A 20,554-nucleotide genomic window follows, 5' to 3' on the forward strand; every position below is an offset into this window, starting at 1 on the left:
GGGGCCCTCCGGAAAAAGAAAAACGGCCCGGCGGATTCCGCCGAGCCGTTCACCGGACGTCAATCGCGTCCGAAGATGACGCCGTGCTTCAGCCCTCGGTGGGGGCCGGAGCCGACGAAGCCGACGAGGCGCGCTTGCGAGCCGGCGCCTTGCGGGCCGTCTTCTTCGCCGTCTTCTTCGCCGCGCCCTTCTTCGCCGTCTTCGCGGCGGTGGTCTTGCGGGCGGTCTTCTTCGTCGCGGTCTTCTTCGACGCGGTCTTCTTCTTCGCGGACTTCTTCGCGGCCATCGGAACCCTCCGTTCAGGTGATTGGCCCGCGCATGGCGAGCCCTGCACTCGCATTAATGGAAGTGAGTGCTTGAAGTGAATGGTACGGGCGACATGCCAGTGTGTCAACGCATGGTGATGTATCGCATCGCGGGGCGAGGCCGATTTCTCGGCTTCGGGCGCGTCCAACGCGCGGAGTGGGCACTCGCGAGGCCCGCGCCAAACGCGCGCGAGGCCGATTTTCCGGCCCCGGACGCGTTGGGCACCGCGCGCGCGGCGCACTGTCCGCTGTCGCGCATCTGCGCTGCATGACGCCGCGCTTTCCCCCGCGTTGGGCGAGGCCGTAGGGTCCGCGCCCAGCATGAGCGTCCACGCGCAGACCTTCCCCGAGCACTTCACCTTCGGCGTCGCCACGTCGGCGTACCAGGTGGAGGGCGGCATCGAGAACGACTGGGCCGAGTGGGAGCGGGCCGGAAAGTTGAAGGAGCCGCACGCGCGATGCGGCCCCGCGGTGGACCACTGGAACCGCTTCGAGGAGGACTACGCCCTGGCGCGCGCGGTGGGCGCCACGGCGTTCCGCATCTCGCTCGAGTGGGCGCGCGTGGAGCCCGAGCCGGGCCGCTTCGACGAGGCGGCGCTGGAGGCCTACCGCGAGCGGCTCTCGCGGATGCGCGCCCACGGCCTGCGGCCCGTCGTGACGCTGCACCACTTCACGCACCCCACCTGGTTCGCCCGCCTGACGCCGTGGCACCTGCCCGCGAGCGTGGAGGCCTTCCGGCGCTACGTCCGCCGGGTGGCGCCGCTCCTGGAGGGACTCGACGCGCTCGTCATCTCCTTCAACGAGCCGATGGTGCTGCTCTTGGGCGGCTACCTCCAGGGCGCCATTCCGCCGGGCATCGCGGACGGCCCGCGCACCATGGCGGCGATGGAGAACCTGGTGCGCGCACACGTCGCCGCGCGCGAGGAGCTGCTCGAGCGCCTGGGCCGGGTGGAGCTGGGCATCTCGCAGAACATGCTGGCCTTCGCGCCGGACCGCTGGTGGCACCCCATGGACCGCGCCCTGGTGCAGCTGAGCGCCCAGGCCTACAACCACGCGTTCCACGAGGCGCTGTCCTCCGGGAAGCTGCGCGTCAGCATGCCGGGCGTGGCCTCCACGCGGGTGGACATCCCCGGCGCGCGCGACTCGGTGGAGTTCGTGGGCGTCAACTACTACACGCGCGCGCACCTGCGCTTCGTGCCGCGCCCGCCGTTCATCGAGTTCAAGTACCGGGACCGGCGCGAGCGGGGCTACACGGACATCGGCTGGGAGGACTGGCCCGAGGGCTTCCTCCAGATTCTGCGCGAGGTGCGCCGGTACGACCGCCCCGTGTGGATTACGGAGAACGGCATCGACGACCGCGGAGGCCAGCGCCGGCCGAGCTACATCCATGCACACCTGGCCCAGGTGCTGGCCGCGCGGGCCGAGGGCGTGGACGTGCGCGGCTACCTCTACTGGAGCCTGCTCGACAACTTCGAGTGGCTGGAGGGCTGGGGGCCGCGCTTCGGCCTGTACCACGTGGACTTCCAGACGCTGGAGCGCCGCCCCACCCCCGCGTGCGACTACTACCGCGCGGTGGCCACCGGGCGGCGGCTCATCGCCCCCGGCGAGGTCGCTCAGCCGAGCGCCGCGCGGTAGTCCACGTCCTGCTCCTCGTCCGGCGGCGCGGCGTCCACGTCCGCGCGCACGAAGAAGCGGGCCACGGCGGCCTCCACCTCCGCGGGCGTATCGAGCTGGTTCACCTCGGCGCGGAAGGCCGCCGCGCCGCTCAGGCCGTGGGCGTACCAGCCCAGGTGGCGGCGGAAGGAGCGCGCCGCGCCCACCGGGTCTCCCACGAAGGCCACGTGCTCGCGGAAGTGGGCCAGCACCAGCAGGCAGCGCTCCTCAGGCGTGGGCGGCGGGCCTCCGGCCAGCTCGCGAAATATCCACGGGTTGCCCAGCGCGCCCCGGCCAATCATCACGTAGTCGCAGCCGGTGCTCTCGCGCATGCGGCGGGCGTCCTCGGGCGTCTTCACGTCCCCGTTCCCGATGATGGGCAGCGTGGGGAAGTGGCGCTTCAGGTCCGTGATGCAGCTCCAGTCCGCCCGGCCCGAGTAGCCCTGCTCGCGCGTGCGCGGGTGGATGGCCAGCGCCGCGCAGCCCGCCTCCTGGAGCGCCTCGGCCACCTGGAGGTAGTTGAGCGTCTTCGCGTCCCAGCCAGAGCGAATCTTGCAGGTGACGGGCAGGCCCGTGGCCTCGCGAATGCGCCGGACGATGTCCGCCGCCCGGGGGATGTCGCACAACAGGCCGCTGCCCGCCCCGTTGCGCGTCACCTTCTTCACCGGACAGCCCATGTTGATGTCGATGACCTGCGCGCCGTGGGACTTGCCCACCTGGGCCGCGAGCGCCATGGCCTCCGGGTCGCCTCCGAAAATCTGGAGCGAGTAGGGCCGCTCCACCTCGGGGTCGAAGCGCAGGTACTTGAGCGTGCGCTGGTTGGCGCGCATGAGCCCCTGGGAGCTGACCAGCTCCGTGGGGCACAGGGCGGCGCCCAGGCGGAAGGCGATGACGCGGAAGGGCCGCTCGCTCACCCCGGCCATGGGCGCGAGGATGTACGGGTTGGGCAGGGCGTAGGGACCAATCGGCAACATGGAGGCGGGGGAACCTAGCGGATTGACCCCCGGGTTGCAGTGGACGAGCAACGGACTGCGCGCACGGTCCCCAGCGGTTAAGGTCCCTCGCCATGTTCCGGTTTCGTCTCGGGAGCATTCCCGTCGAGGTTCAGCTCACCCACCTGATGTTCTCCGCGGCGCTCGCCTACCAGTCGCTGCCCACCGCGGGCCGCGGCTCCACGGCGGCGGGCTGGCTGGGGGAGCGCCTCATGGACCCGCAGGCGCCGGGCTACGGCAGCGCCGTGCTCACCTACGTCCTCTCGTGGATGCTCATCGTCTTCGTGTCGGTGCTCGTGCACGAGCTGGGGCACGCGGTGGTCTTCCGCCTGTACGGCTACCAGCCGCGCATCTCGCTCGTCTTCCTGGGCGGGGTGACGGACCCGCACGCCACCGCGCCGCTGCCCTGGCACCGCGAGGTCTTCAGCAGCCTGGCGGGCCCCATGGCGGGCCTGGGCCTGGGGCTCGCGTGCAAGGCGGTGCTCGGCTCCTTGGACACGGTGCCGCCCGCCGCGTACTTCTTCCTCCAGCACTTCTTCGAGGCCAACGTCTTCTGGGCCGTGCTCAACCTGCTGCCCGTGCCGCCGCTGGATGGTGGACACATCAGCACCGCGGTGGCGACGCGCGTGTTCGGGCGCAGGGGCCTCCTGGTGTCTGGCGGACTGTCGCTGCTGCTGTGCCTGGGCGTCGTGGCGCTGAGCTGGGCGCGCGGTGGCGGCCTGTTCCTCACCTTCCTCTTCGCCATGTTCGGCTTCCGGGCCCTGCGCATGGTGTCCGTGGGCCTCAAGGGCGACACCGTCCGCCTGGAGGAGGCCGAGATGCAGGCCCTGCTCGACGCGCGCGAGGCCCTGGCCGCGGGGCGCTTGGATGACGCGCGCCGGCTGGGCCACTTCGTCCTGGAGAGCGAGGCGCTCACGCCCACGCACGCCAGCCGCGCCCACCATCTGCTGGGCTGGGTGGCGCTGAAGCAGGGCCAGGGCCGCGTGGCGCTGGACCACTTCTCCCAGGTGCAGGCCCATCCCCAGGTGGAGACGCACGCCATGGCCGCGGCGCTGTCCCTCATCGGAGATGAGCAGAAGGCCGTGGCGGCGTGGGAGCTGGCGTGGCGCGAGACGGGGGACCGGACCGTGCTGCACGAGTTCGCCGGCTCGCTCATCCGCATGGGCAAGGTGCAGGAGGCGCTGCGGCTCCCCCAGGTGGAGCCCGCGGCCGCGTTCCAGTGCGCCGAGCGAGCGCTCTTCATCCGGGGCGCCTACTCGGAGGCGGCGGCGGTGAGCGAGGCCGCGCTCGAGTTCGTGCCGGACCCCGGCATCGCCTACGACGCGGCCTGCGCCTTCTCCCGGGCCCGCAACGTCGCGGACGCCGTGCGCCTCTTGCGGCGAGCAAGCGAGCTGGGCTTCCGAGACGTGGCCTACGCGGCGTCGGACGAGGACCTCGCGCCGCTGCACGGACACCCCGCGTTCGAGGCGTGGCTGTCGGAGCTGCGCGAATCTCGCGCGTCCTGACAGCGGAGTGACAGGAGCACGCGTTGATGCGGTGGATGGCTGGGCCCCTCGTTCCGCCCGGCCCCTGAGGTCCGCTTGCACACGCAGCCCCCTTCCGCAGCAAGGGCCCCCATCGAGCGCATCAACTGGCTCGGCTCCATCCCCTTCTTCGCCGTCCACCTGATGTGCCTGTTCGTGCTCCAGGTGGGCGCGAAGCCCGTGGACGTGGCGGTGTGCCTGGCGCTGTACGTCGTCCGCATGTGGGCCATCACCGCGGGCTACCACCGCTACTTCGCGCACCGCGCCTACAAGACGGGCCGCGTCTTCCAGTTCCTCATCGCCCTGGTGGGCACCTCCGCCGCGCAGAAGGGCCCCCTCTGGTGGGCGGCCCATCACCGGCACCACCACCGGTACTCGGACCAGCCCGAGGACGTGCACTCGCCCCTGCAGCGAGGGTTCTGGTGGAGCCACGTGGGGTGGATTCTCTGCGACAAGTACGTGGAGACGCGCATGGACGGCATCAAGGACTTCGCGCGCTTCCCGGAGCTGCGGTGGCTCAACCGCTACTACCTCGTGGCGCCGACGCTGCTGGGCATCGCGCTCTTCTTCCTCGGGGGCTTCAGCATGCTGGTGTGGGGCCTCTTCGTGAGCACCACGCTGCTGTTCCACGGCACCTTCACCATCAACTCGCTCAGCCACATCTTCGGCAAGCGCCGCTACCGGACGTCCGACACCAGCCGCAACAACTGGCTGCTGGCGCTCCTCACGCTCGGCGAGGGGTGGCACAACAACCACCACTACCACCAGAACACCGCCAACCAGGGTTGGTTCTGGTGGGAGGTGGACTTCAGCTACTACTCGCTGAAGGTGCTCTCGTGGCTGCGCGTGGTGGAGGGCCTGCGCCTGCCGTCCGAGGCCGTGAAGTACGGCTTCCGCAAGTACACCCCGGAGCAGCAAGCCGAGCTGAATGCCCCCACCCGCTTCTGGGGCGCGCTGGCGGCTCGGCGCAAGGACGCCGAGGACAAGGTCCGCGAGGCCCTGGCCGCCGCCGCGGAGCACCTCCCCACACCCGCGCCCACTCCCGAGGCGCTGGCCGAGCGGCAGTAGGCCCTCCCGCCATCCGCACCCCGCCGCGCTCCTCCCGAACGAGGCTCCCGGATAGAGTCCGCGCGCCGTGACGCCGCCCTCGCTGCAACCCGAAATCGAGCCCGTGCGTACCGGGAAGGTGCCGGTCCGCGCGGGTGCGGCCGACGAGTCCGATGAGGCGTTGATGGCGAGGTTCTGTCAGGGAGAGGCCGCGGCGTTCGATGCGCTCTTCCTGCGCTATTCGCGCCCCATCCACGGCTACCTCACCCGGGTGACGGGCAGCCCGGCGGTCGCGGAGGACCTGGCGCAGCTCACGTTCCTGTCCCTGGTGCGCGCGCGGGGCCGCTTCCAGGTGGGCGCGCGGGTGAAGCCCTGGCTGTACGCCATCGCGACCAACGCGGCGAGGGACCACCAGCGTCGCGGTCGCCGCCCCGAGGAGCTGACCTCCGAGGGCGAGCTGCCCAGCACCATCCCCGCCGACCTGCCGGCACCGCGCGACGCGGGCCTGGAGCGCACCGTTCAGCACGCCCTCGCGCAGCTGCCAGAAGGGCAGCGCCTGCCCATCCTCATGCACCGCTTCGAGGGCATGGGCTTCGCGGAGATCGCCGAAGTGCTCGGCCTCACCGAGAGCGCGGTGAAGGTCCGCGCGCACCGGGGCTATGCGCGGCTGCGCGAACTCCTGGCCGCCCTGCGCGACGAGGTGTCGCCATGACGCCCGAGTGCGAGCAGGTCCTGGACCTGTTGGGCGAGCCCCTCCCCGCCCCGCTGGCCGCGCACGCCGCCGCCTGTGCGGACTGCCGTGCGCTGATGGAGGGCTTTGGCGCGTTGGAGGCGCCACCTTCACCGACACCTCCGACCTTGGAGTCCGCGCGGCGGCTCGCCCTGGCGGAGCTGGCCGCGAGCCCTCGCCCCACGCCGTGGTGGCATGAGCTGGGTCTCCTGCTGGCCGTGGACGCCGCCGTCATCGCGGCGGGGCTGCTGGCGCTGGGGCGCAAGGGGCTCGTCCTCAACGCCGCGCCCGCTCCGGTGGTGGTGGCCCTGGCGCTGCTGCTCATGCTCGTCGTGGGCGGTGGCGCGGTGCTGGCGCTGGCGCCCCTGCGCCGTCCTCGACCGTGGGTGGCCTTGGGCGTGGGCGTGGCGGGGCTCGCGGTGGCCCAGGTGCTGTGTGGCTCGGGCCTGTCGCATCGGCCGTTCCTGTCCGGAACGCTCATCTGCCTGGGCCTGGAGGTGGGGATGTCCGTGGCGCCGCTGGCCGTCGCGCTGGTGCTGCTGCGGCGCTCGGCCTTCACCCTGGGGCGCGCGCTGGCGGCCGGACTGTCCGCCGCGGGAGCGGGCCTGCTGGTGCTGCACCTGCACTGCCCCAATGGAACGGTGGCGCACGTGCTGTGGGGCCACGTGGCGCCCTGGCTCGCGCTGGCGGGCCTGGCGGTGCTCGTGCGCTCGCGGCTCGGTTCACGCAGCTACGCGCCGTGAGCCCGGGGCGACTGGGTTCGCTCCCGGGGCTCCGGCGTTCCGTCAGAGCTGCTGGAGCGCTTCCTGCGGGAAGGCGCGCGCGTCCACCTTCGGGTACCACGCCTTCACCTTGCCATCCGGCCCGATGATGACGCCCACCCGGCGCGCGTTGGCCGCCGAGGCATCGTCCGCCGCGCCATAGGCCAACCCCACCTTGCGGTCCGTGTCGCAGAGCAGCGGGAAGTTGAAGTCGAACTTCCGCGCGAAGGCCTGGTTCTCCTCGGGCGTGTCGAAGCTGATGCCCAGGATGACCGTGTCCTTCTGCTCGTACTTCGGCTTGTGGTCCCGGAAGCCGCAGCCCTCGGCCGTGCAGCCCGGGGTATCCGCCTTCGGATAGAACCAGAGCACCACGTTCTTGCCCCGGTAGTCCGCCAGCCGATGCGTTCTTCCGGTGTGGTCCTGGACGGTGAAGTCCGGAGCCGTGTCTCCTGCCTTGAGCATGCGACGCCTCGCTCGCGTGGCGGCCCGGAGCCCCGCCCCGCCTGGTGTCCGCTGACTCTCCGGGACGCCCCTCGTACCACGCCCACCTCCCCTCTCCGCTGGGGACACCCGGTCGAACTGTGGCGTGGGCGGCAGCCGACCAGCCCGCTCACCAAGTCACTTGAAGCCGAGGTGTTCCTGGCTTAGTGGGAGCACAAATGAACACCGATGAACCTCCGCCGGACCAACGCGCCCGCCTGCGCGCCCTGCGGACCCGCCTCCGCTCGGACCTGCGGCGTTTCACCCATGCCGCGCTCCAAGCCTCCAACCGGCTTCGCCTGCCGGGGCCCTCGGTGCTCCCCATCGCGGGCGCGGTGGTGGGGCTCTACAGCGGACTGGCCGCGGGCATCTTCGCCAACCTCATCGGCGTGGTGAGCGGCGTGGCCTTCGGGGCCGCGGACCTGGCGCACGCGCTGCAACCGGGCTCGCAGCAGCTGCGCTCGCTGGTGGAGGCGTTCTCCCAGGCACGGTGGCACTTCGAATACATGCTGGTGGGCGCGCCGCTCGCGCTGGGCGCCCTGGCGGTGGCGCGAGTCATCGAGCCGGGCGGCCCCCGCGACGAGGTGAAGCGCCGGCTGCGGCTGCTCTCGTTGCTGACGCTGGGCGCCCTGTCGCTCTACTACCCGCTCGTCGCGCTGGCGGCCATCAACAGCGTGTTCGGCCACTCGCACGACCTGCCGAGCTTGCTGCCCACGCTGCCCTGGTGGGTGATGTTGCTGTCCCCCATGCTGGGCGGCCTCGCGGTGGGGCGCCTGCTGAGAGATAGACCGGAGACGCACGGCCACGGCGTCCCCGAGGTGGTCCGCGCGGTGAAGAGCGGCGCCAACATGGTGCCCGCGGACCGAGGGCTGCTGAAGCTCATCGCCTCCGCCATCACCATCGGCAGCGGCGGCTCGGGCGGACGCGAGGGGCCCATCGTCTATGGCGGCGCGGCGTTCGCGTCCACCGTGGGCCGGGTGCTGGGCTTCAGCCGCAAGGAGCTGGCCATCCTGCTGGCGTGTGGGGCGGGCGCGGGCATCTCGGCGTCCTTCAACGCGCCCATCGCGGGCGCGGTGTTCGCGATGGAGATCATCCTGCGCGAGTTCGAGCTGCGCGTGTTCTCGCCCATCATCCTCGCCAGCGTGGCGGGGACGCTGGTGAGCCGGGGCGTCCTGGGCGAGGCGCCCATGATTCACCACGTCGACTACGAACTCATCAGCGGCGCCGAGGTCTTCGCCTACGCGGGGCTGGGTATCGGCTGCGGCCTGTTGGCCTTCACGTTCGTGCGCATGCTGCACGGGGTGGAGCACTTCTTCCACGGCCGCATGGGGGGACGGCTGTCCCCGTGGCTGGGTTCCCGGCCGCTGTCTCAGCGCGCGGCGTTGGGCGGCCTGTGCGCGGGCCTGCTCGCCATGGTGAGCCCCACGGTGTGGGGCAGCGGGCACGACTACATCAACCTCGCGGCGGTGGGAAAACTGCCCTTCTTCTTCCTCGTCGCCGCGTGCGTGCTCAAGCTGGTGGCCACGTCCATCACCATCGGCTCGGGGGGCTCGGGCGGGACGTTCTTCCCGGCGGCCGTCATCGGCGCCATGGCGGGCGGCGCGTTCGGCACGTTGGTGCACTACCTCTTCCCCGCGAGCACCGGCCCGAGCGGCGCCTACGCCATCGTCGGAATGGGCGGCGCGGTGGCGGCGCTCACCCGAGGCCCGCTCACCGGCATGATGATGCTGTACGAGCTGAGCGGCAGCCACGACATCATCCTGCCGCTCATGGTGACGTGCACCATCGCGTCCGCGCTCTGCCACTACCTCACCGAGCGCAAGGCGCCCAAGGTCGAGAGCGACCAGGACCTGCTCCAGGCCACGCCCGTGCGCGCGCTGATGTCCGAGCAGGTGCCCGTGCCCGCGGGCACTCCGCTGCGCCCGCTGACGGACCTGCTGCTCACCGCCGAGGCGGGCACCCTCCCCGTGCTCGACACCGAGGGCCGCGTCTACGGCACCGTGCAGGTGGAGCAGCTCCGCGAGGTGTGGCGCGACGAGTCCGTCTATCCGCTGCTCGTGGCGAGTGACCTGGCGCGCAAGCTGCCCTCGCTCGCGCCGGACACGGACCTGGCCCAGGCGCTGCGGACGATGGACCAGGAGGACGTGGACGCCCTGCCGGTGAGCCGCGCGCCCGGCGCGGAAACGTGCGGCCTGCTCACCCGCGCCGCCGTGCGCCGCTTCCTCTTCGCGCAGCACACCCGAGCCCACGCGCAAGGGGACGCGCCCATCACTCCAGCGGAGGCCCGCCACTGACCGGTCGCGTCATGTCAGGAACCGGTGCGCGCAGGCATCCTGCGCGCCCATGCCTGACGCCGCCCTGCGCGCCCTCCACGCCGAGCTGTCCTCCCTCCCCCACGATGCCCGCGTGCGACGGATGGTCGAGTTGGGGCGCGGAGCGAGGACGCGAGAGACGGACCGCTCGCTGCTCGACACCCTGAGCCTGGGCTCCGCCTACGAGCGACGGCTCGCGCTGGTCGCCCAGTTCACCTGGAAGGACGGAGGCCGCGTGCTCCGGGCCACCGCGGATGTCTCCTCCCGCATCCGGGCCCTGGCGTTCCTGCTCGTTCCGAAGGTCTGTGACGACCTCCAGGCGCTGGAGGCTCTCAAGATGGCGCACGCAATGCGCCGCGAGGGGCAACTGCTACTGGGCCTGGTGAAGCGACAGCGCCAGAGCGTCGTCGATGCGTACCTCGACTGGTTGACGACCCAGCATGGCGTCCATGGGTTCGCCGATGTCGTCCCCCTCGCTTCCGCCGTGGGACTCCGCAAGCATCTGCCCCGCGCGCTGGAGCGGCCGAGCCGCCGCTTCTGGGCGAGACTGGCGCGCTTCGCTCCCACCGCCTTGAGTGACGTGCTCGCCGAGCAGCTCCGCGCGGTGGAGGGCGTGCCGGATCCGGTGACGCGCCAGCTCCTCGACACCTATCTCGCGCGCATCGCGGACCAGGCACCCACGGCGGGCCTCACGCTCGCTGACCTGCTTCTGTCCCGTGGCGTCCATCTGTCCGCGCCGACCTGGAGGCGGCTGGCGGAACATCAGCCCGTGCAGACCGTTGCACTCCTCCAGCGGCATGCGGCCGTTCCCACTCCGGCCGGTATCTTCGCGCGCCGCGCGCATGCGCTGGACGTCGCGGCCCTTCAGTGGCTGGTCATGAATCAGCCCGCTTCACTGGGCGACGCGAGGCTCCTGCTCGAAAAGCTCCCCGAGACCGTTTGCGTCGCCGTCGCCGAGGCCTGGTGCGCCGCGGTGGAACTCGCGCCGGCATGGGGCACCCACTTGCTGAAGCGGATTCCTGAGGGCGCGGAGCGTGACCGCGTCTACGCGCGCTGGAGCCGCGCGATGCAGAACGCCGACGGCATCGTCGCGCTCGAAGCGCTGGACGCCCTGCCCGAATCCCTGAGGGAGCGAGAAGCGCGCCGCCACATGCGCGATGTCGTCGCGCTGGAGCCGTCACCGCAAACTCGCATTCCCTATGCGTGGCTGCTGCCCTGGGACGAGGCGTTGGACGTGCTCCAGCCCTACCTGGGTCACCCCGAGGGTTCGGTGCGAGGACTGGCTTTGGCGGCGCTCCTGTCCATCCCCAGCCTGCGTCCGGACGCCCCCGAGGTGGTGGATGCCGCGCTGGCGATGATCCTCTCGAGGAAGAACGAGCAGGACACCGTGCGGCGCGTGATGTTGCACCTGCCCACGAGCTGGCCCCGCAGGGCCTTCCGTCCCGAACACACGAAAGCCATCGGTCAGATTCTGCGGGACGCGCTCGACGCCGCGGACCTCTCCTATCAGGCCGCGTTCAGCGCCGAGCAGCTCCTCATCCGCACCTTCCGGCTGGATGCCGAGTGGGGCGCGCGCTGGCTGGGCACCTTCATCAAGGAGCGTGGTGGCATCGAGGAGCCGAACCTGGGCGAGCACCTCTCCGATGAGGACCTACGCCTGACAGCACCGCAATTGCTCACGATCGCTCGCGCATGGTCCAAGCGCGGACGCGGCGAAGCCATGCTCGGACTTGCCTCGAGCCTGGGCTCACGCATCGCGCTCGTCGCGGGTCTGCAAGAGCTGCTCGAGTCCGTGCGCGACACCACCCGTTCATACGTGTTGGCACTCGGCCTCACGCGCGGGATGGCGAAGAACGACCGTCCCCGCTTCGAGGCGAGTCTGGGCGCGACGATGCGGCGCTGGTTCGACCAGGGTTGGGAGCAGAACATCGTCGAACTGGCATCGAGCGAGCCGAAAAGCCAAGCCCTCCACCCGGAGCTGATCGCGGGCTTGGAGCGCGTTGCCCTGCACCTGGGCAACCACTCGGAGAGCGCCCTGATGGCGATGCGGCGCTTCGCGGTGCAGTCGTTCGACATGCTGGTCCCTCGCCTGCTGAAGCAGGATGCCAGCACCATCCAGTTCTCGGTCGTCCGCGACCACTTGCACAGGCGGAGGCAGGACCTTCTGGGGCCGTACCTGGACGGCCCGGTCATCCACGGCAAGTTCGCCACGGGCACGACGCGATGGCTGCTGCCCTTCGATGCGGACTTCTTCCGATGGACCGAGGCGCAATGCACCGCATACTCGCGCGCGCTCGCGGAGGTGTGCGCGGATCCGGAGCGCGACACGCCGGCATTGCTGACCGCGGTGACTCGGATGGCCGCGCTCGACTGGGCGCCCATGGAGGGCCTGTGCGCCCTGGTGAACGACTCACGGCCGGTGGTGCAGGAGCGTGCCCTTCGGGTGATGGCGCGTTGTGACCAGGGGCAGGGGGCGCCCACGCTGGTGCGCAGTCTGGAGGGGAGCCTCGCGCGCATCGCCATCTATGGCCTGCGCCGCGCCTTCCATGGCATGCCTCCCGCGCGGGTGGTGGCGCTGCTGGCGGATGTTCCGCTGACGAAGGTCACCGTGGCCAAGGAGGTGGTGCGCCTATTGGGAGAGATGCGCTCGGACGCCGCCTATGCGCGCCTCGTCGAACTGGATGCGCAGCCGCTTCACCGCGATGTGCGCATCGCCTTGCTCCGCGCCCTGTGGGACCACCTGGACCGCGAGCCGACCTGGGGAATCTTCGAACGCGCCGCCACGGGCAGCGACATGGTCATGGCCACGCGCGTGGGAGACATCCCGGCCGACCGACTCACTGCCGAGACCGACACGCGCCTGTCCGCCGTCCTCGCCCTGGTGCTGGCGCGGCCCGAGCCGGAGGCCCGCATCGAGCTGCTTCAGCGCGCTCCCTTCTTGGCCATACGCGACCGCGCGCACGTCTTCCTGGATGCCTGCGGAACGCGGATCGCCTCGCCTTATGACATCGAGGTGCAAGCCGCGACGACCGCGCTGCTCACCCGGAGTGACGAGCGCGTCATCTCGCGGCTGGAGCCGCACTTGAGGGCAGTGCTGTCCGACCGGCGCGCGCTCCAAGTGGCGACGAGCCTGGTCCTCACGGACATGCGAGAATGGCGTCCCGTGTTCACCGAGGCCGCGCGCATCGCCGAGCGGGTCGTCAGCGAGGACCCTCGGCTCGTGGCGCTCCGCGTGCGTTGTGCCGCGGCGGGACTGGAGCCGCTGGACTTCGCCGCGCGCATCGCGGAGCTGGGGGAGGCGGGCCTGCTCGACGCCAACGCGCAAGCGGCCTGCCACGCCGAGGTGGAGCGGCTCCCGCTCGAAGCGCTGGACTCGGTGGGTGCGCGGCTCCGCGCCAGCTCCAGCGCGGAGGCCCGGCGCGTGGCGCTGGGGTGCCTCGTGCGCGACGCCGGGCCTCGGCGCGGATGGACGCCCGAGAAGCTCGCCGCGCTCGAGACGCTCCAGGCGGACCCGTCGCCGCTCGTGTCGGGAGCGGCGCAGTTCGTGTTCCCGCCCCGTGAGCTGGCCGCGCACGCTCGGCTGGGCACGCCGAGCGACTGACCCCGCCCGGGGCATCGCGCCTTGCGCAGCGGACATCTGCGCCGAGCAACGGACCTCGCGCGAGTCAGCTCGCCTTGCGCGCGGACACCTGCCCCGAGCGACGCCGCGTCGGCGCCACCTCCGATGGCACGCCGGGCCCCATCCGGTCCGGCAGCCACGCCACGGAGTCCGGCAACGTGGCGGGCTTGCGCTTCGCGGGAGACTTCCGCCCCGACTTGCGCGCCACGGACTTGTGCTTGCGCGTGGGCGCAGGCCACACCGACACATCCAGCCAGAACAGCATCCACAGCATCACGTCCTCCACGGGCCCCGGACACGCGGGCGCCACTCCAGGGCGCTCGCCCCGGCTACGGCGCATACCTTGCGACGGGGCCGTGACAGCCTCATGTCAGCTATCCGCGAGGCCTGTTCCGCCCGAGGGCATCCCTACGAAATCCTTGTCGCCGGCCCACCCAGCGCGGTGTGCTGACAGCGTGTCCATGCGCGCCGTGACCTCCGCCGCCCTCCCCCTGAAAGACCACGCCCTCGAGGAGGACCCCGAGCTCGAGCGCGCCGCCCTCTTCCACAAGCTGGAGCGCGCCGCCGAGCAGCTCCGCCCCGAGCGGACCGGCGGCATGGACCCATGTGAGGTCCCACTGGCGCGGCTCGGTGTCTATGTCGCGTGGAACCGCGAGCGCTTCCGTCACCTGGACTTCACGCGCCCACTGCTGGCCATCATCTGCCGCGGCCACAAGGAGGTGCAGCACGAGGGCCGCCGCTTCGCGGTCCCCACGGGGAGCGCGCTCGTGTTGCCCGGCCCCATGAGCCTGAGCATCACCAACGTCCCGCACCAAGGGGAGTACCGCGCGTTCGTCATGGACGTCTCGCCCGAGGTGGGTGCCCAGCTCCAGCAGCACCACCCCTCGCTGTGCGTGTCCCCCACCTTCGGCGCCTTCTCCCCGGACAAGCCCCATGTGCTGAAGCCGAACCGCTCGGCGCTCCTGGCCCTGCTGCACTACTGCCAGAGCATCCCCGAGGTGGAGACGCACGCCACCGTGCTGCGGCACCGCCTGGAAGACGTGCTGCTGAGCCTGTCTGTCCAGTACCGCGGCCTGTCCGAGGAGCCCGCGCCTCGCTCCCACTTCCGCCAGGACCCCATCCTCGCCGTGCGCCAGTGGCTCCGCCGAGGACTCGCGGAGACGCCGCGCGCCACGCAGGTGGCCCGGCAGTTCGGCGTGAGCGAGGCGACGCTGCGGCGCCAGCTCTCGTCCCAAGGCACCACGCTGCGCCAGCTCCTGCTGGAGGAGCGCATGTCGCTGGCCCACTCGCTGCTGGCGGATCCCCGGCTGGCCATCGCCGAAGTGGCGCAGCGCTGCGGCTACACCTCGCCCGCGAAGTTCAGCCGCCGGTACCGCCACTGGGCCGGAGTCCCACGCACCCGAGCCCGAGCGGACCGGGCACTTCTTTGAGCGGCGCGGGAACGCGAGCCCGAACGCCATTCCCTATGAGTCCCTCCACGCGCCGCCGACTTCCCGGCGGAGCGCGCCAGGGACTCCCATGCGCACCTCTCACCTCCTCTGCTTCACGCTGCTGCTCGCGGGCTGCGACGACTCGCCGCCGACGACGCCCCCGCCGTCGCTGCCCTCCCCCATCGTCGTCCAGGGCTTCTCCTCGCCCGAGTCCGCGCTTCACGACCCCGAGGCGGACGTCTACCTGGTCAGCAACATGTCGGGGAACCCGCTCGTCGCGGACGACGATGGCTTCATCTCGCGCGTCTCGCCGGACGGCACCGTCCAGAACCTCGCGTGGATTGACGGCCGGAGCGCCGACGTCCACCTCGATGCCCCCAAGGGCATGGCGCTCTCGGGCGACGTGCTCTACGTCTCCGACATCGCCGTCGTGAGGCGCTTCGATCGCCACACGGGTCGGCAGCTCAGCGACATCACCCTCGAAGGCGCCACGTTCATCAACGACCTGGTCAGCGCGCCGGATGGCTCGGTGTACGCGTCCGACATGGGGTATCGCGACAACGGCGGCGCCTTCGAGCCCACTGGCACCGACGCCATCTACCAAATCCGCCCGGACGGCTCGGTGCGCACGGTGGCCAAGGGCGAGGCGCTCGGTCATCCCAACGGCGTCGAGTGGAAGGACGGCTTGCTCGTCGCCACGATGGGCACGGGCGACGTCTACCGGCTCTCCGCCGAGGGCACGCGAAGCGCCGTGCAGCACATGCCGGCGGGGCAGCTCGACGGAATCGTCGCCTTGGCTGACGGACGGGTCGTCCTCTCGAGCTGGGACGCGGGCGACCTGCTCGTGGGCCGAGAGGGCGGCACCTACTCGACCACCGCGACGAAGCAGATGGGGGTCGCGGACATCGGGTTGGACGCGCGTCGTCAGCGGCTGCTGCTGCCCATGCTGCTCGACAACTCGCTGCGCATCGAGACCCTCGACACGGCGCTCGCCCCCGCGCACTGAAGCCTTGCCGCACGGTGCACACCCGGGAGTGCGCCATGCGTCCCGGGGGTCGTGCGCCGGGTGCTCGGCTACTTCGTCCCGGCGTCGCTGGGGCTGAAGGCGGGCGCGGCCGGCTTGCGCAGCGGACACGCGGTGATGGCGCCGGTCGGATCGACGGCGTCACCGCCCGAGTCCACCTTGAGGATCTTCCGCCCCTCGCCCACGGTGAACGTGTAGCGCTTGGCCAGCGACAGCACCGGCATCTTCACGTCGTATGCGCCGACGAGCTTCCCCTCGGGGTCGGGGATGAACGGGAACGGCGCCTTCAAGTCCGTCTTGAAGCGCGTGAGCGTCTCCGCGTCGTCCATGGAGATGGCGAGCACCTGGCCCTGGAGCTTCTCCACCTCGGCGTACCGGTCCTTGTAGGCCGTCAGTTCCTTCGTGCAGCCGCTCGTGAAGGCCTTGGGGAAGAAGGCCACGATGACCGGGCCCTGCTTCACCATCTCCGACAGCGTGTGCACGGCGCCGGTGGTGTCCTTCACCGTGAAGTCCGGGGCAACTTCGCCCACCTGGGGAATGGCCGCGCTGACCAGACCCGCCACGAGCAAGGGAATGAGCATGGCGGGGACTTGAAGGCGTTCCCGCGTGGATTGCAAGCCGGCCCGAGAGCCCTACCCCGCTTCGGCCATGCGGCCCCACACCGAGGCAGCGGCCTCGCGCGCCTGCTCGGCCACCACCGTGGGGTTGACCGACAGCGGCCGGCGCGCCCACACGCGCCACACCCCATCCACCATCACCGCCTCGACGTGGCGGCTGCCCAGCCCGTACACCACGTGCCACGCGAGGTTGCCCGCCGCGAGCGGCGTGGGCGGCTGGTAGTCGAGCACCAGCAGGTCCGCCAGCGCGCCCTCGCGCATGGGCCCGATGGCCGCCTCGAACACCTGCGACGCCAGCCGATGCCCGTTGGTGAGATAGCGCAGCACGTCGATGGGCTGGCCCGCCTCGCGCGAGCGCAGGTAGGCGGCCTGCGCCTCGGCGAAGAGGTCCGCGGAGACGCCATCCGCGCCCAGCGTGGCGCGCGCGCCGAACTTCAGCGCCGGCGCGTAGCCCACTTCCAACCCCTGGTTCGAGCGCGGCGTGTGGACAATCCACGAGCCCGTCGCGATGACCTGCGCGAGGTCCGCCCACGCCAGGTGCCCCACGTGGGCCAGCAGCGTGCGCGGCGAGAGGAGATTCGCGTTCAGCAACCGCGCCACGGGCGAGGCCCCATGCCGCTCCAGGGAGAGCCGCTCGTCGAGCGGGTCCTCCGCCAGCGGCACGTGCAGGCCGGTGCCCGTGGCGTGCAGCGCTTCCGACAGCCCTTGGAACGCGTCATCGGACAGCGTGAAGCTGGGACCCGCGCCCACCTGGCCTCGGAAGCGGCCCTTGGCCTTCTTCGCGAAGCTGACGGTTTCCTCCAAGCCCTCCTCGCGCCCGACCGCGCCCACGCGGTCCGACACCGCGTAGGACAGCACGCCGCGCACCCCGACCTCGTGGAGCCCGCGCGCCAGCCGCACCAGCGAGCCCGCCACCGCCTTCGGAGATGAGTGCAGGTCCAGCAGCGTGGTGGTGCCGCACTGGAGCGCCTCCAGACCGCCCGCGGTGCCGGCCACCTGCACCGCGTCCAGGTCCAGGGCGTTCTCGTAGCGCCAGCGCACTCGCTCCAGGGACTCTTGATAGGTCTCCAGCGCGGGCTGCGGCATGCCCCGACCGAGCATCATGTGCAGCCGATGGTGCGCGCTCACCAGCCCCGGGAAGACGAGCTTGCCGGACAAGGCGACGACCTCGTCATCGGGCCTCGGTTGGAGGTCCGGCCCCCGCGCCGCGATGCGGTCTCCTTCGATACGAAGGTCCACGCGCTCCACCAGCGCGGGTTCCAGCTCGACGACGTATCCACCCTTGAGGACGGTGCCCAACATCCCTCCAGCAGACGCAGCGACTGAGTGCCTGACGGTCCCCGCCCCAAGACCCAAACGGAATGCTCCGACGTTAGCACTCCCCCTGAGCCCTGGCGCGCACTGGAAGGGAGTGCACCCACATGCGGCGCGGCCACGACCCTCGGTGTGCGAAACGTACGTGTCACATCCCCACATCAGGGGGTCGTTTCCGCCCCGGTGTCCCGCCCATCCAAGCCGTGGAGGTGGGACCTCGGTGCGTGTCCGGACACCTGAGCGGGGGCTGATCCACGCGTCGCCACGAGTGAGCCGGGCACTTCCAGGTCGCAGGCGGCGCGCCGGGGAACATGTGGGCATCGCGCCTGCCGACAGGGCGGTCGATCAAGCCGTGCAGAAGGAGATTGGGAAGCGGAGCCGCTGCTACGTAGACTGCCCCCACCGTGGAGCCGTCGGAGCAGAGCCTGTATTGGGTGGGCCGCTACCGCCTGAGCGCGCGCATCGCGACGGGTGGCATGGCCGAGGTGTACCTGGGCCGCCGCATCGAAGAGGACGGGCGGCATGGGCCCGCGGTCGCGGTGAAGCGGTTGATGCCGCATCTCGCCTCGGACCGCCGCATCGTGCAGATGTTCCTCAACGAGGCGCGCATCACCGCGCAGGTGCGCCACCCGCACGTCGTCACCATCCTGGAGCTGGGCATGGAGGGCACCGAGCCCTTCATCGCCATGGAGTTGCTGGAGGGTCGCTCGTTCGCGGAGGTGCGCCAGGAGGCCGCCGAGCGCGGGCAGCGCGTGCCGCTGGGCCTGACGCTGCGGGTGCTCGTGGATGCGTGCCGAGGACTGGACGCCGCGCATCGCGCCGTGGACGAGAGCGGCCGGCCGCTGCGCATCGTTCATCGCGACTTCACGCCCGACAACATCCATGTGGGCACCAATGGCGCGGTGAAGGTCATCGACTTCGGCATCGCCAAGGCGGACGCGCTGGGCTCGGGCACGGAGCCGGGGACGCTCAAGGGCAAGTTCTTCTACATGTCGCCGGAGATGATCGCCGGCCGCTCGGTGGACCACCGCGCGGACATCTTCGCCGCGGGCGTCATGCTGTACGAGCAGCTGTGCGGACGGCGGCCCTTCACGGGGATGAACGCCGAAGAGGTCCTCACGCGCATCGCCGAGGGACGCCCGCGCCCGCCCACCGCGTTCGACCCGTCCGTGCCGCCCGCGCTGGAGATGGTGTGCCTCACCGCGCTCGCGCGCGACCCGGCCGCGCGGTTCGACAGCCTCCAGTCCTTCATCGATGCCCTGGAGTCCATCGGAGGCCAGGCCGAGGTCTCCACGCCCGCGCAGGTGGCGGCCTACGTGGACGTGCTGTTCCCGCCCGGCACCGACCCCAAGCGGCTGGCGCTGCGGCGTGCGCGGCTCGCGGATCCCTCCCACTCGGGGACGCCGCCCAACCAGGGCATCGTGCCCCCCAGCTATGCGGCGACGATCCCCGCCGCGATCCTCCCGCCTCCGGGCGTCGCGGGCTCGCCTCCGCCTGAGCCTGCCACCCCACCGCGCGCGGCGTCGCCCTCGCGCATCGAGGACGCGTCCGCCGGGGAGTCGTCTCGGGGACGCGGCAAGCGTGTGGCGGGGGTCCTGGGTGGACTGTTGCTGGTGGGTGCGCTGGGCGGCGGCGCGACGTGGTACCTCCGCCAGCCAGGCACGCCCCCCACCGAGAAGCTCGCGCTGGCCGAGGCGGCCACCACCCCCGAGACGCGCGTCGCCGCCCTGAGTGGACTGGGGACGGACGCACGCGCGACCGCGGTGGAGCTGGCCCGTGCGAGCGCGCTGTTGCTGGCCTCGGGTGCGCACGCGAAGGCGTTGGAGTTGGCGGAGGCCTATGCCGCGCGCTTCCCGCAGGACGTGGAGGCCCATCTGCTCGCCGCGAGAGCGGCCACCGAGCTGCGCATGGGCAAGCGCGCGGAGCATGCCCTCGACGTGGCGGCCTCGCTGGCCCCCAAGGACCTCCGCGTCCCGCTGGCCCTCACCGAGCTGCGCGAGCGCCAAGGCGATGTGCCGGGCGCACTGGCCACGCTGGCGAAGGCCTATACCCAAGCGCCCAATCACTCCGACGTGGCACCGCGCTACGGGCGCATGCTGTCGCGCGCGAGCCGACTGGACGAGGCCGCGACCGTTCTGTCCAATTGGACGCGCGAGCACGAGGATCCCGAGTCCCTCGCGGAGCTGGGCTTCGTGCGCTTCCGCCAGGAGCGCGTGGACGAAGCCGCGGCGCTGCTGAAGCGAGCGGTGCGAAAGGGGCCACAGCTCGCCGAGGCGCACTACTACCTGGGTGCCATCCTCTTCCGTCAGGGCGACGCGAGCGGCGCCGAGCGCGCCTATCGGGAAGCGGAGCGCCTCGCGCCGCAGGACCCGCGAGCACTGGCCGCGCGCTGCCAGCTCCACGCGCACGCGGGAGACGCCGCCGCCGTGGCCGAGGTCAAGCGAGCCCTCACGGAGCGCTTCCCCGAACGCGCGGAAGCCCTGGCCGCCGAGTGCAAGTCGGGGAACTGAGCGCGCGCCGCGCGCGGGGGTGACGAGCCCTCGCGACGCAGTCCTCTCGAATCAGCGCCGCGGCATTGGCGGGTGGGGAGCGCGCGACTGGCTCAGCATCCGCGCCGCGACCTCGACGGATTGGGAGTAGGCGGCCCGTTCAGCAACACGCGACCCTCCGGCTCGCCCCTTGTGGGCGGCTGGCGAGAGACAGTGACTTCATGGGCAACGCCCTGTCCCATGTCCGACACGACCTCC

General features: G+C 71.4%; 16 protein-coding genes. 10 read left to right on the forward strand and 6 right to left on the reverse strand.

Features of this window, described 5'->3' with window-relative positions; genetic code table 11:
* Positions 1-88: 88 nt before the first annotated feature.
* Entirely contained in the window at positions 89-286 is a 198-nt protein-coding gene (locus tag JGU66_03550) for a hypothetical protein (protein ID MBJ6759822.1), read from the reverse strand.
* 340 nt (positions 287-626) lie between these two features.
* On the opposite strand from JGU66_03550, the gene JGU66_03555 reads away from it, so the two are divergent.
* The gene (locus tag JGU66_03555; protein ID MBJ6759823.1) at positions 627-1,940 is read left to right on the forward strand and encodes a glycoside hydrolase family 1 protein; all 1,314 of its coding nucleotides are present in this window, start codon (positions 627-629) and stop codon (positions 1,938-1,940) included.
* Here JGU66_03555 and dusB read toward each other — a convergent pair.
* Positions 1,919-2,932, reverse strand: a complete 1,014-nt coding sequence (gene dusB / locus JGU66_03560) for a tRNA dihydrouridine synthase DusB (GenBank protein ID MBJ6759824.1) — start codon at positions 2,930-2,932, stop codon at positions 1,919-1,921. The genes JGU66_03555 and dusB overlap by 22 nt on opposite strands.
* A 92-nt stretch (positions 2,933-3,024) precedes the next feature.
* On the opposite strand from dusB, the gene JGU66_03565 reads away from it, so the two are divergent.
* The 4 genes from JGU66_03565 to JGU66_03580 all read left to right on the forward strand — a co-directional run bounded on the left by JGU66_03565 (position 3,025) and on the right by JGU66_03580 (position 6,993).
* On the forward strand, positions 3,025-4,455 hold the full coding sequence (locus tag JGU66_03565; GenBank protein ID MBJ6759825.1) for a site-2 protease family protein: 1,431 nt from the start codon (positions 3,025-3,027) through the stop codon (positions 4,453-4,455).
* 162 nt (positions 4,456-4,617) lie between these two features.
* On the forward strand, positions 4,618-5,541 hold the full coding sequence (locus tag JGU66_03570) for an acyl-CoA desaturase (protein ID MBJ6759826.1): 924 nt from the start codon (positions 4,618-4,620) through the stop codon (positions 5,539-5,541).
* A gap of 163 nt (positions 5,542-5,704) precedes the next feature.
* Positions 5,705-6,232: an RNA polymerase sigma factor gene (locus JGU66_03575; GenBank protein ID MBJ6759827.1), complete on the forward strand. Its 528-nt coding sequence runs from the start codon at positions 5,705-5,707 to the stop codon at positions 6,230-6,232.
* Positions 6,229-6,993, forward strand: coding sequence for a DUF1109 family protein (locus tag JGU66_03580; GenBank protein MBJ6759828.1), 765 nt, complete (start codon positions 6,229-6,231; stop codon positions 6,991-6,993). The genes JGU66_03575 and JGU66_03580 overlap by 4 nt, the downstream gene beginning before the upstream one ends.
* Positions 6,994-7,035: 42 nt before the next feature.
* Here JGU66_03580 and JGU66_03585 read toward each other — a convergent pair whose 3' ends face one another.
* Positions 7,036-7,473: a peroxiredoxin gene (locus JGU66_03585; GenBank protein ID MBJ6759829.1), complete on the reverse strand. Its 438-nt coding sequence runs from the start codon at positions 7,471-7,473 to the stop codon at positions 7,036-7,038.
* Between the two features lie 197 nt (positions 7,474-7,670).
* Here JGU66_03585 and JGU66_03590 point away from each other — a divergent pair, with 197 nt between their 5' ends.
* The gene (locus JGU66_03590) at positions 7,671-9,785 is read left to right on the forward strand and encodes a chloride channel protein (GenBank protein MBJ6759830.1); all 2,115 of its coding nucleotides are present in this window, start codon (positions 7,671-7,673) and stop codon (positions 9,783-9,785) included.
* A 121-nt stretch (positions 9,786-9,906) separates the two neighbouring features.
* The gene (locus JGU66_03595) at positions 9,907-13,404 is read left to right on the forward strand and encodes a hypothetical protein (GenBank protein MBJ6759831.1); all 3,498 of its coding nucleotides are present in this window, start codon (positions 9,907-9,909) and stop codon (positions 13,402-13,404) included.
* A 64-nt stretch (positions 13,405-13,468) separates the two neighbouring features.
* On the opposite strand, the gene JGU66_03600 is transcribed toward JGU66_03595, so the two are convergent.
* Positions 13,469-13,732, reverse strand: a complete 264-nt coding sequence (locus JGU66_03600) for a hypothetical protein (GenBank protein MBJ6759832.1) — start codon at positions 13,730-13,732, stop codon at positions 13,469-13,471.
* A 151-nt stretch (positions 13,733-13,883) separates the two neighbouring features.
* Here JGU66_03600 and JGU66_03605 point away from each other — a divergent pair, with 151 nt between their 5' ends.
* Positions 13,884-14,852: a helix-turn-helix transcriptional regulator gene (locus tag JGU66_03605; protein ID MBJ6759833.1), complete on the forward strand. Its 969-nt coding sequence runs from the start codon at positions 13,884-13,886 to the stop codon at positions 14,850-14,852.
* Positions 14,853-14,940: 88 nt separating this feature from the next.
* The gene (locus tag JGU66_03610; GenBank protein ID MBJ6759834.1) at positions 14,941-15,858 is read left to right on the forward strand and encodes an SMP-30/gluconolactonase/LRE family protein; all 918 of its coding nucleotides are present in this window, start codon (positions 14,941-14,943) and stop codon (positions 15,856-15,858) included.
* A 68-nt stretch (positions 15,859-15,926) separates the two neighbouring features.
* Here JGU66_03610 and JGU66_03615 read toward each other — a convergent pair whose 3' ends face one another.
* Positions 15,927-16,457 (reverse strand): peroxiredoxin, encoded by a 531-nt coding sequence (locus JGU66_03615; GenBank protein ID MBJ6759835.1) that lies wholly within the window; start codon positions 16,455-16,457, stop codon positions 15,927-15,929.
* Positions 16,458-16,508: 51 nt separating this feature from the next.
* Positions 16,509-17,792 (reverse strand): amidohydrolase family protein, encoded by a 1,284-nt coding sequence (locus JGU66_03620; GenBank protein ID MBJ6759836.1) that lies wholly within the window; start codon positions 17,790-17,792, stop codon positions 16,509-16,511.
* A gap of 419 nt (positions 17,793-18,211) precedes the next feature.
* Between JGU66_03620 and JGU66_03625 the strand changes: the two genes are divergently transcribed.
* Positions 18,212-20,317 carry a protein kinase gene (locus JGU66_03625; GenBank protein MBJ6759837.1) on the forward strand — a complete coding sequence of 702 codons (2,106 nt, stop codon included), beginning with the start codon at positions 18,212-18,214 and terminating at the stop codon, positions 20,315-20,317.
* Positions 20,318-20,554 lie beyond the last annotated feature (237 nt).

The organism is Myxococcaceae bacterium JPH2 (genome assembly GCA_016458225.1).
In the GTDB taxonomy this organism is placed as follows: Bacteria; Myxococcota; Myxococcia; order Myxococcales; family Myxococcaceae; genus Citreicoccus.

Excerpts from the sequence above, each read along its gene's own strand:
- JGU66_03550 (MBJ6759822.1), bottom strand. The coding sequence starts at position 286 with ATGGCCGCGAAGAAGTCCGCGAAGAAGAAGACCGCGTCGAAGAAGACC.
- JGU66_03555 (MBJ6759823.1), top strand. The coding sequence starts at position 627 with ATGAGCGTCCACGCGCAGACCTTCCCCGAGCACTTCACCTTCGGCGTC.
- dusB (MBJ6759824.1), bottom strand. The coding sequence starts at position 2,932 with ATGTTGCCGATTGGTCCCTACGCCCTGCCCAACCCGTACATCCTCGCG.
- JGU66_03565 (MBJ6759825.1), top strand. The coding sequence starts at position 3,025 with ATGTTCCGGTTTCGTCTCGGGAGCATTCCCGTCGAGGTTCAGCTCACC.
- JGU66_03570 (MBJ6759826.1), top strand. The coding sequence starts at position 4,618 with ATGTGCCTGTTCGTGCTCCAGGTGGGCGCGAAGCCCGTGGACGTGGCG.
- JGU66_03575 (MBJ6759827.1), top strand. The coding sequence starts at position 5,705 with ATGGCGAGGTTCTGTCAGGGAGAGGCCGCGGCGTTCGATGCGCTCTTC.
- JGU66_03580 (MBJ6759828.1), top strand. The coding sequence starts at position 6,229 with ATGACGCCCGAGTGCGAGCAGGTCCTGGACCTGTTGGGCGAGCCCCTC.
- JGU66_03585 (MBJ6759829.1), bottom strand. The coding sequence starts at position 7,473 with ATGCTCAAGGCAGGAGACACGGCTCCGGACTTCACCGTCCAGGACCAC.
- JGU66_03590 (MBJ6759830.1), top strand. The coding sequence starts at position 7,671 with ATGAACACCGATGAACCTCCGCCGGACCAACGCGCCCGCCTGCGCGCC.
- JGU66_03595 (MBJ6759831.1), top strand. The coding sequence starts at position 9,907 with ATGGTCGAGTTGGGGCGCGGAGCGAGGACGCGAGAGACGGACCGCTCG.
- JGU66_03605 (MBJ6759833.1), top strand. The coding sequence starts at position 13,884 with ATGCGCGCCGTGACCTCCGCCGCCCTCCCCCTGAAAGACCACGCCCTC.
- JGU66_03610 (MBJ6759834.1), top strand. The coding sequence starts at position 14,941 with ATGCGCACCTCTCACCTCCTCTGCTTCACGCTGCTGCTCGCGGGCTGC.
- JGU66_03615 (MBJ6759835.1), bottom strand. The coding sequence starts at position 16,457 with ATGCTCATTCCCTTGCTCGTGGCGGGTCTGGTCAGCGCGGCCATTCCC.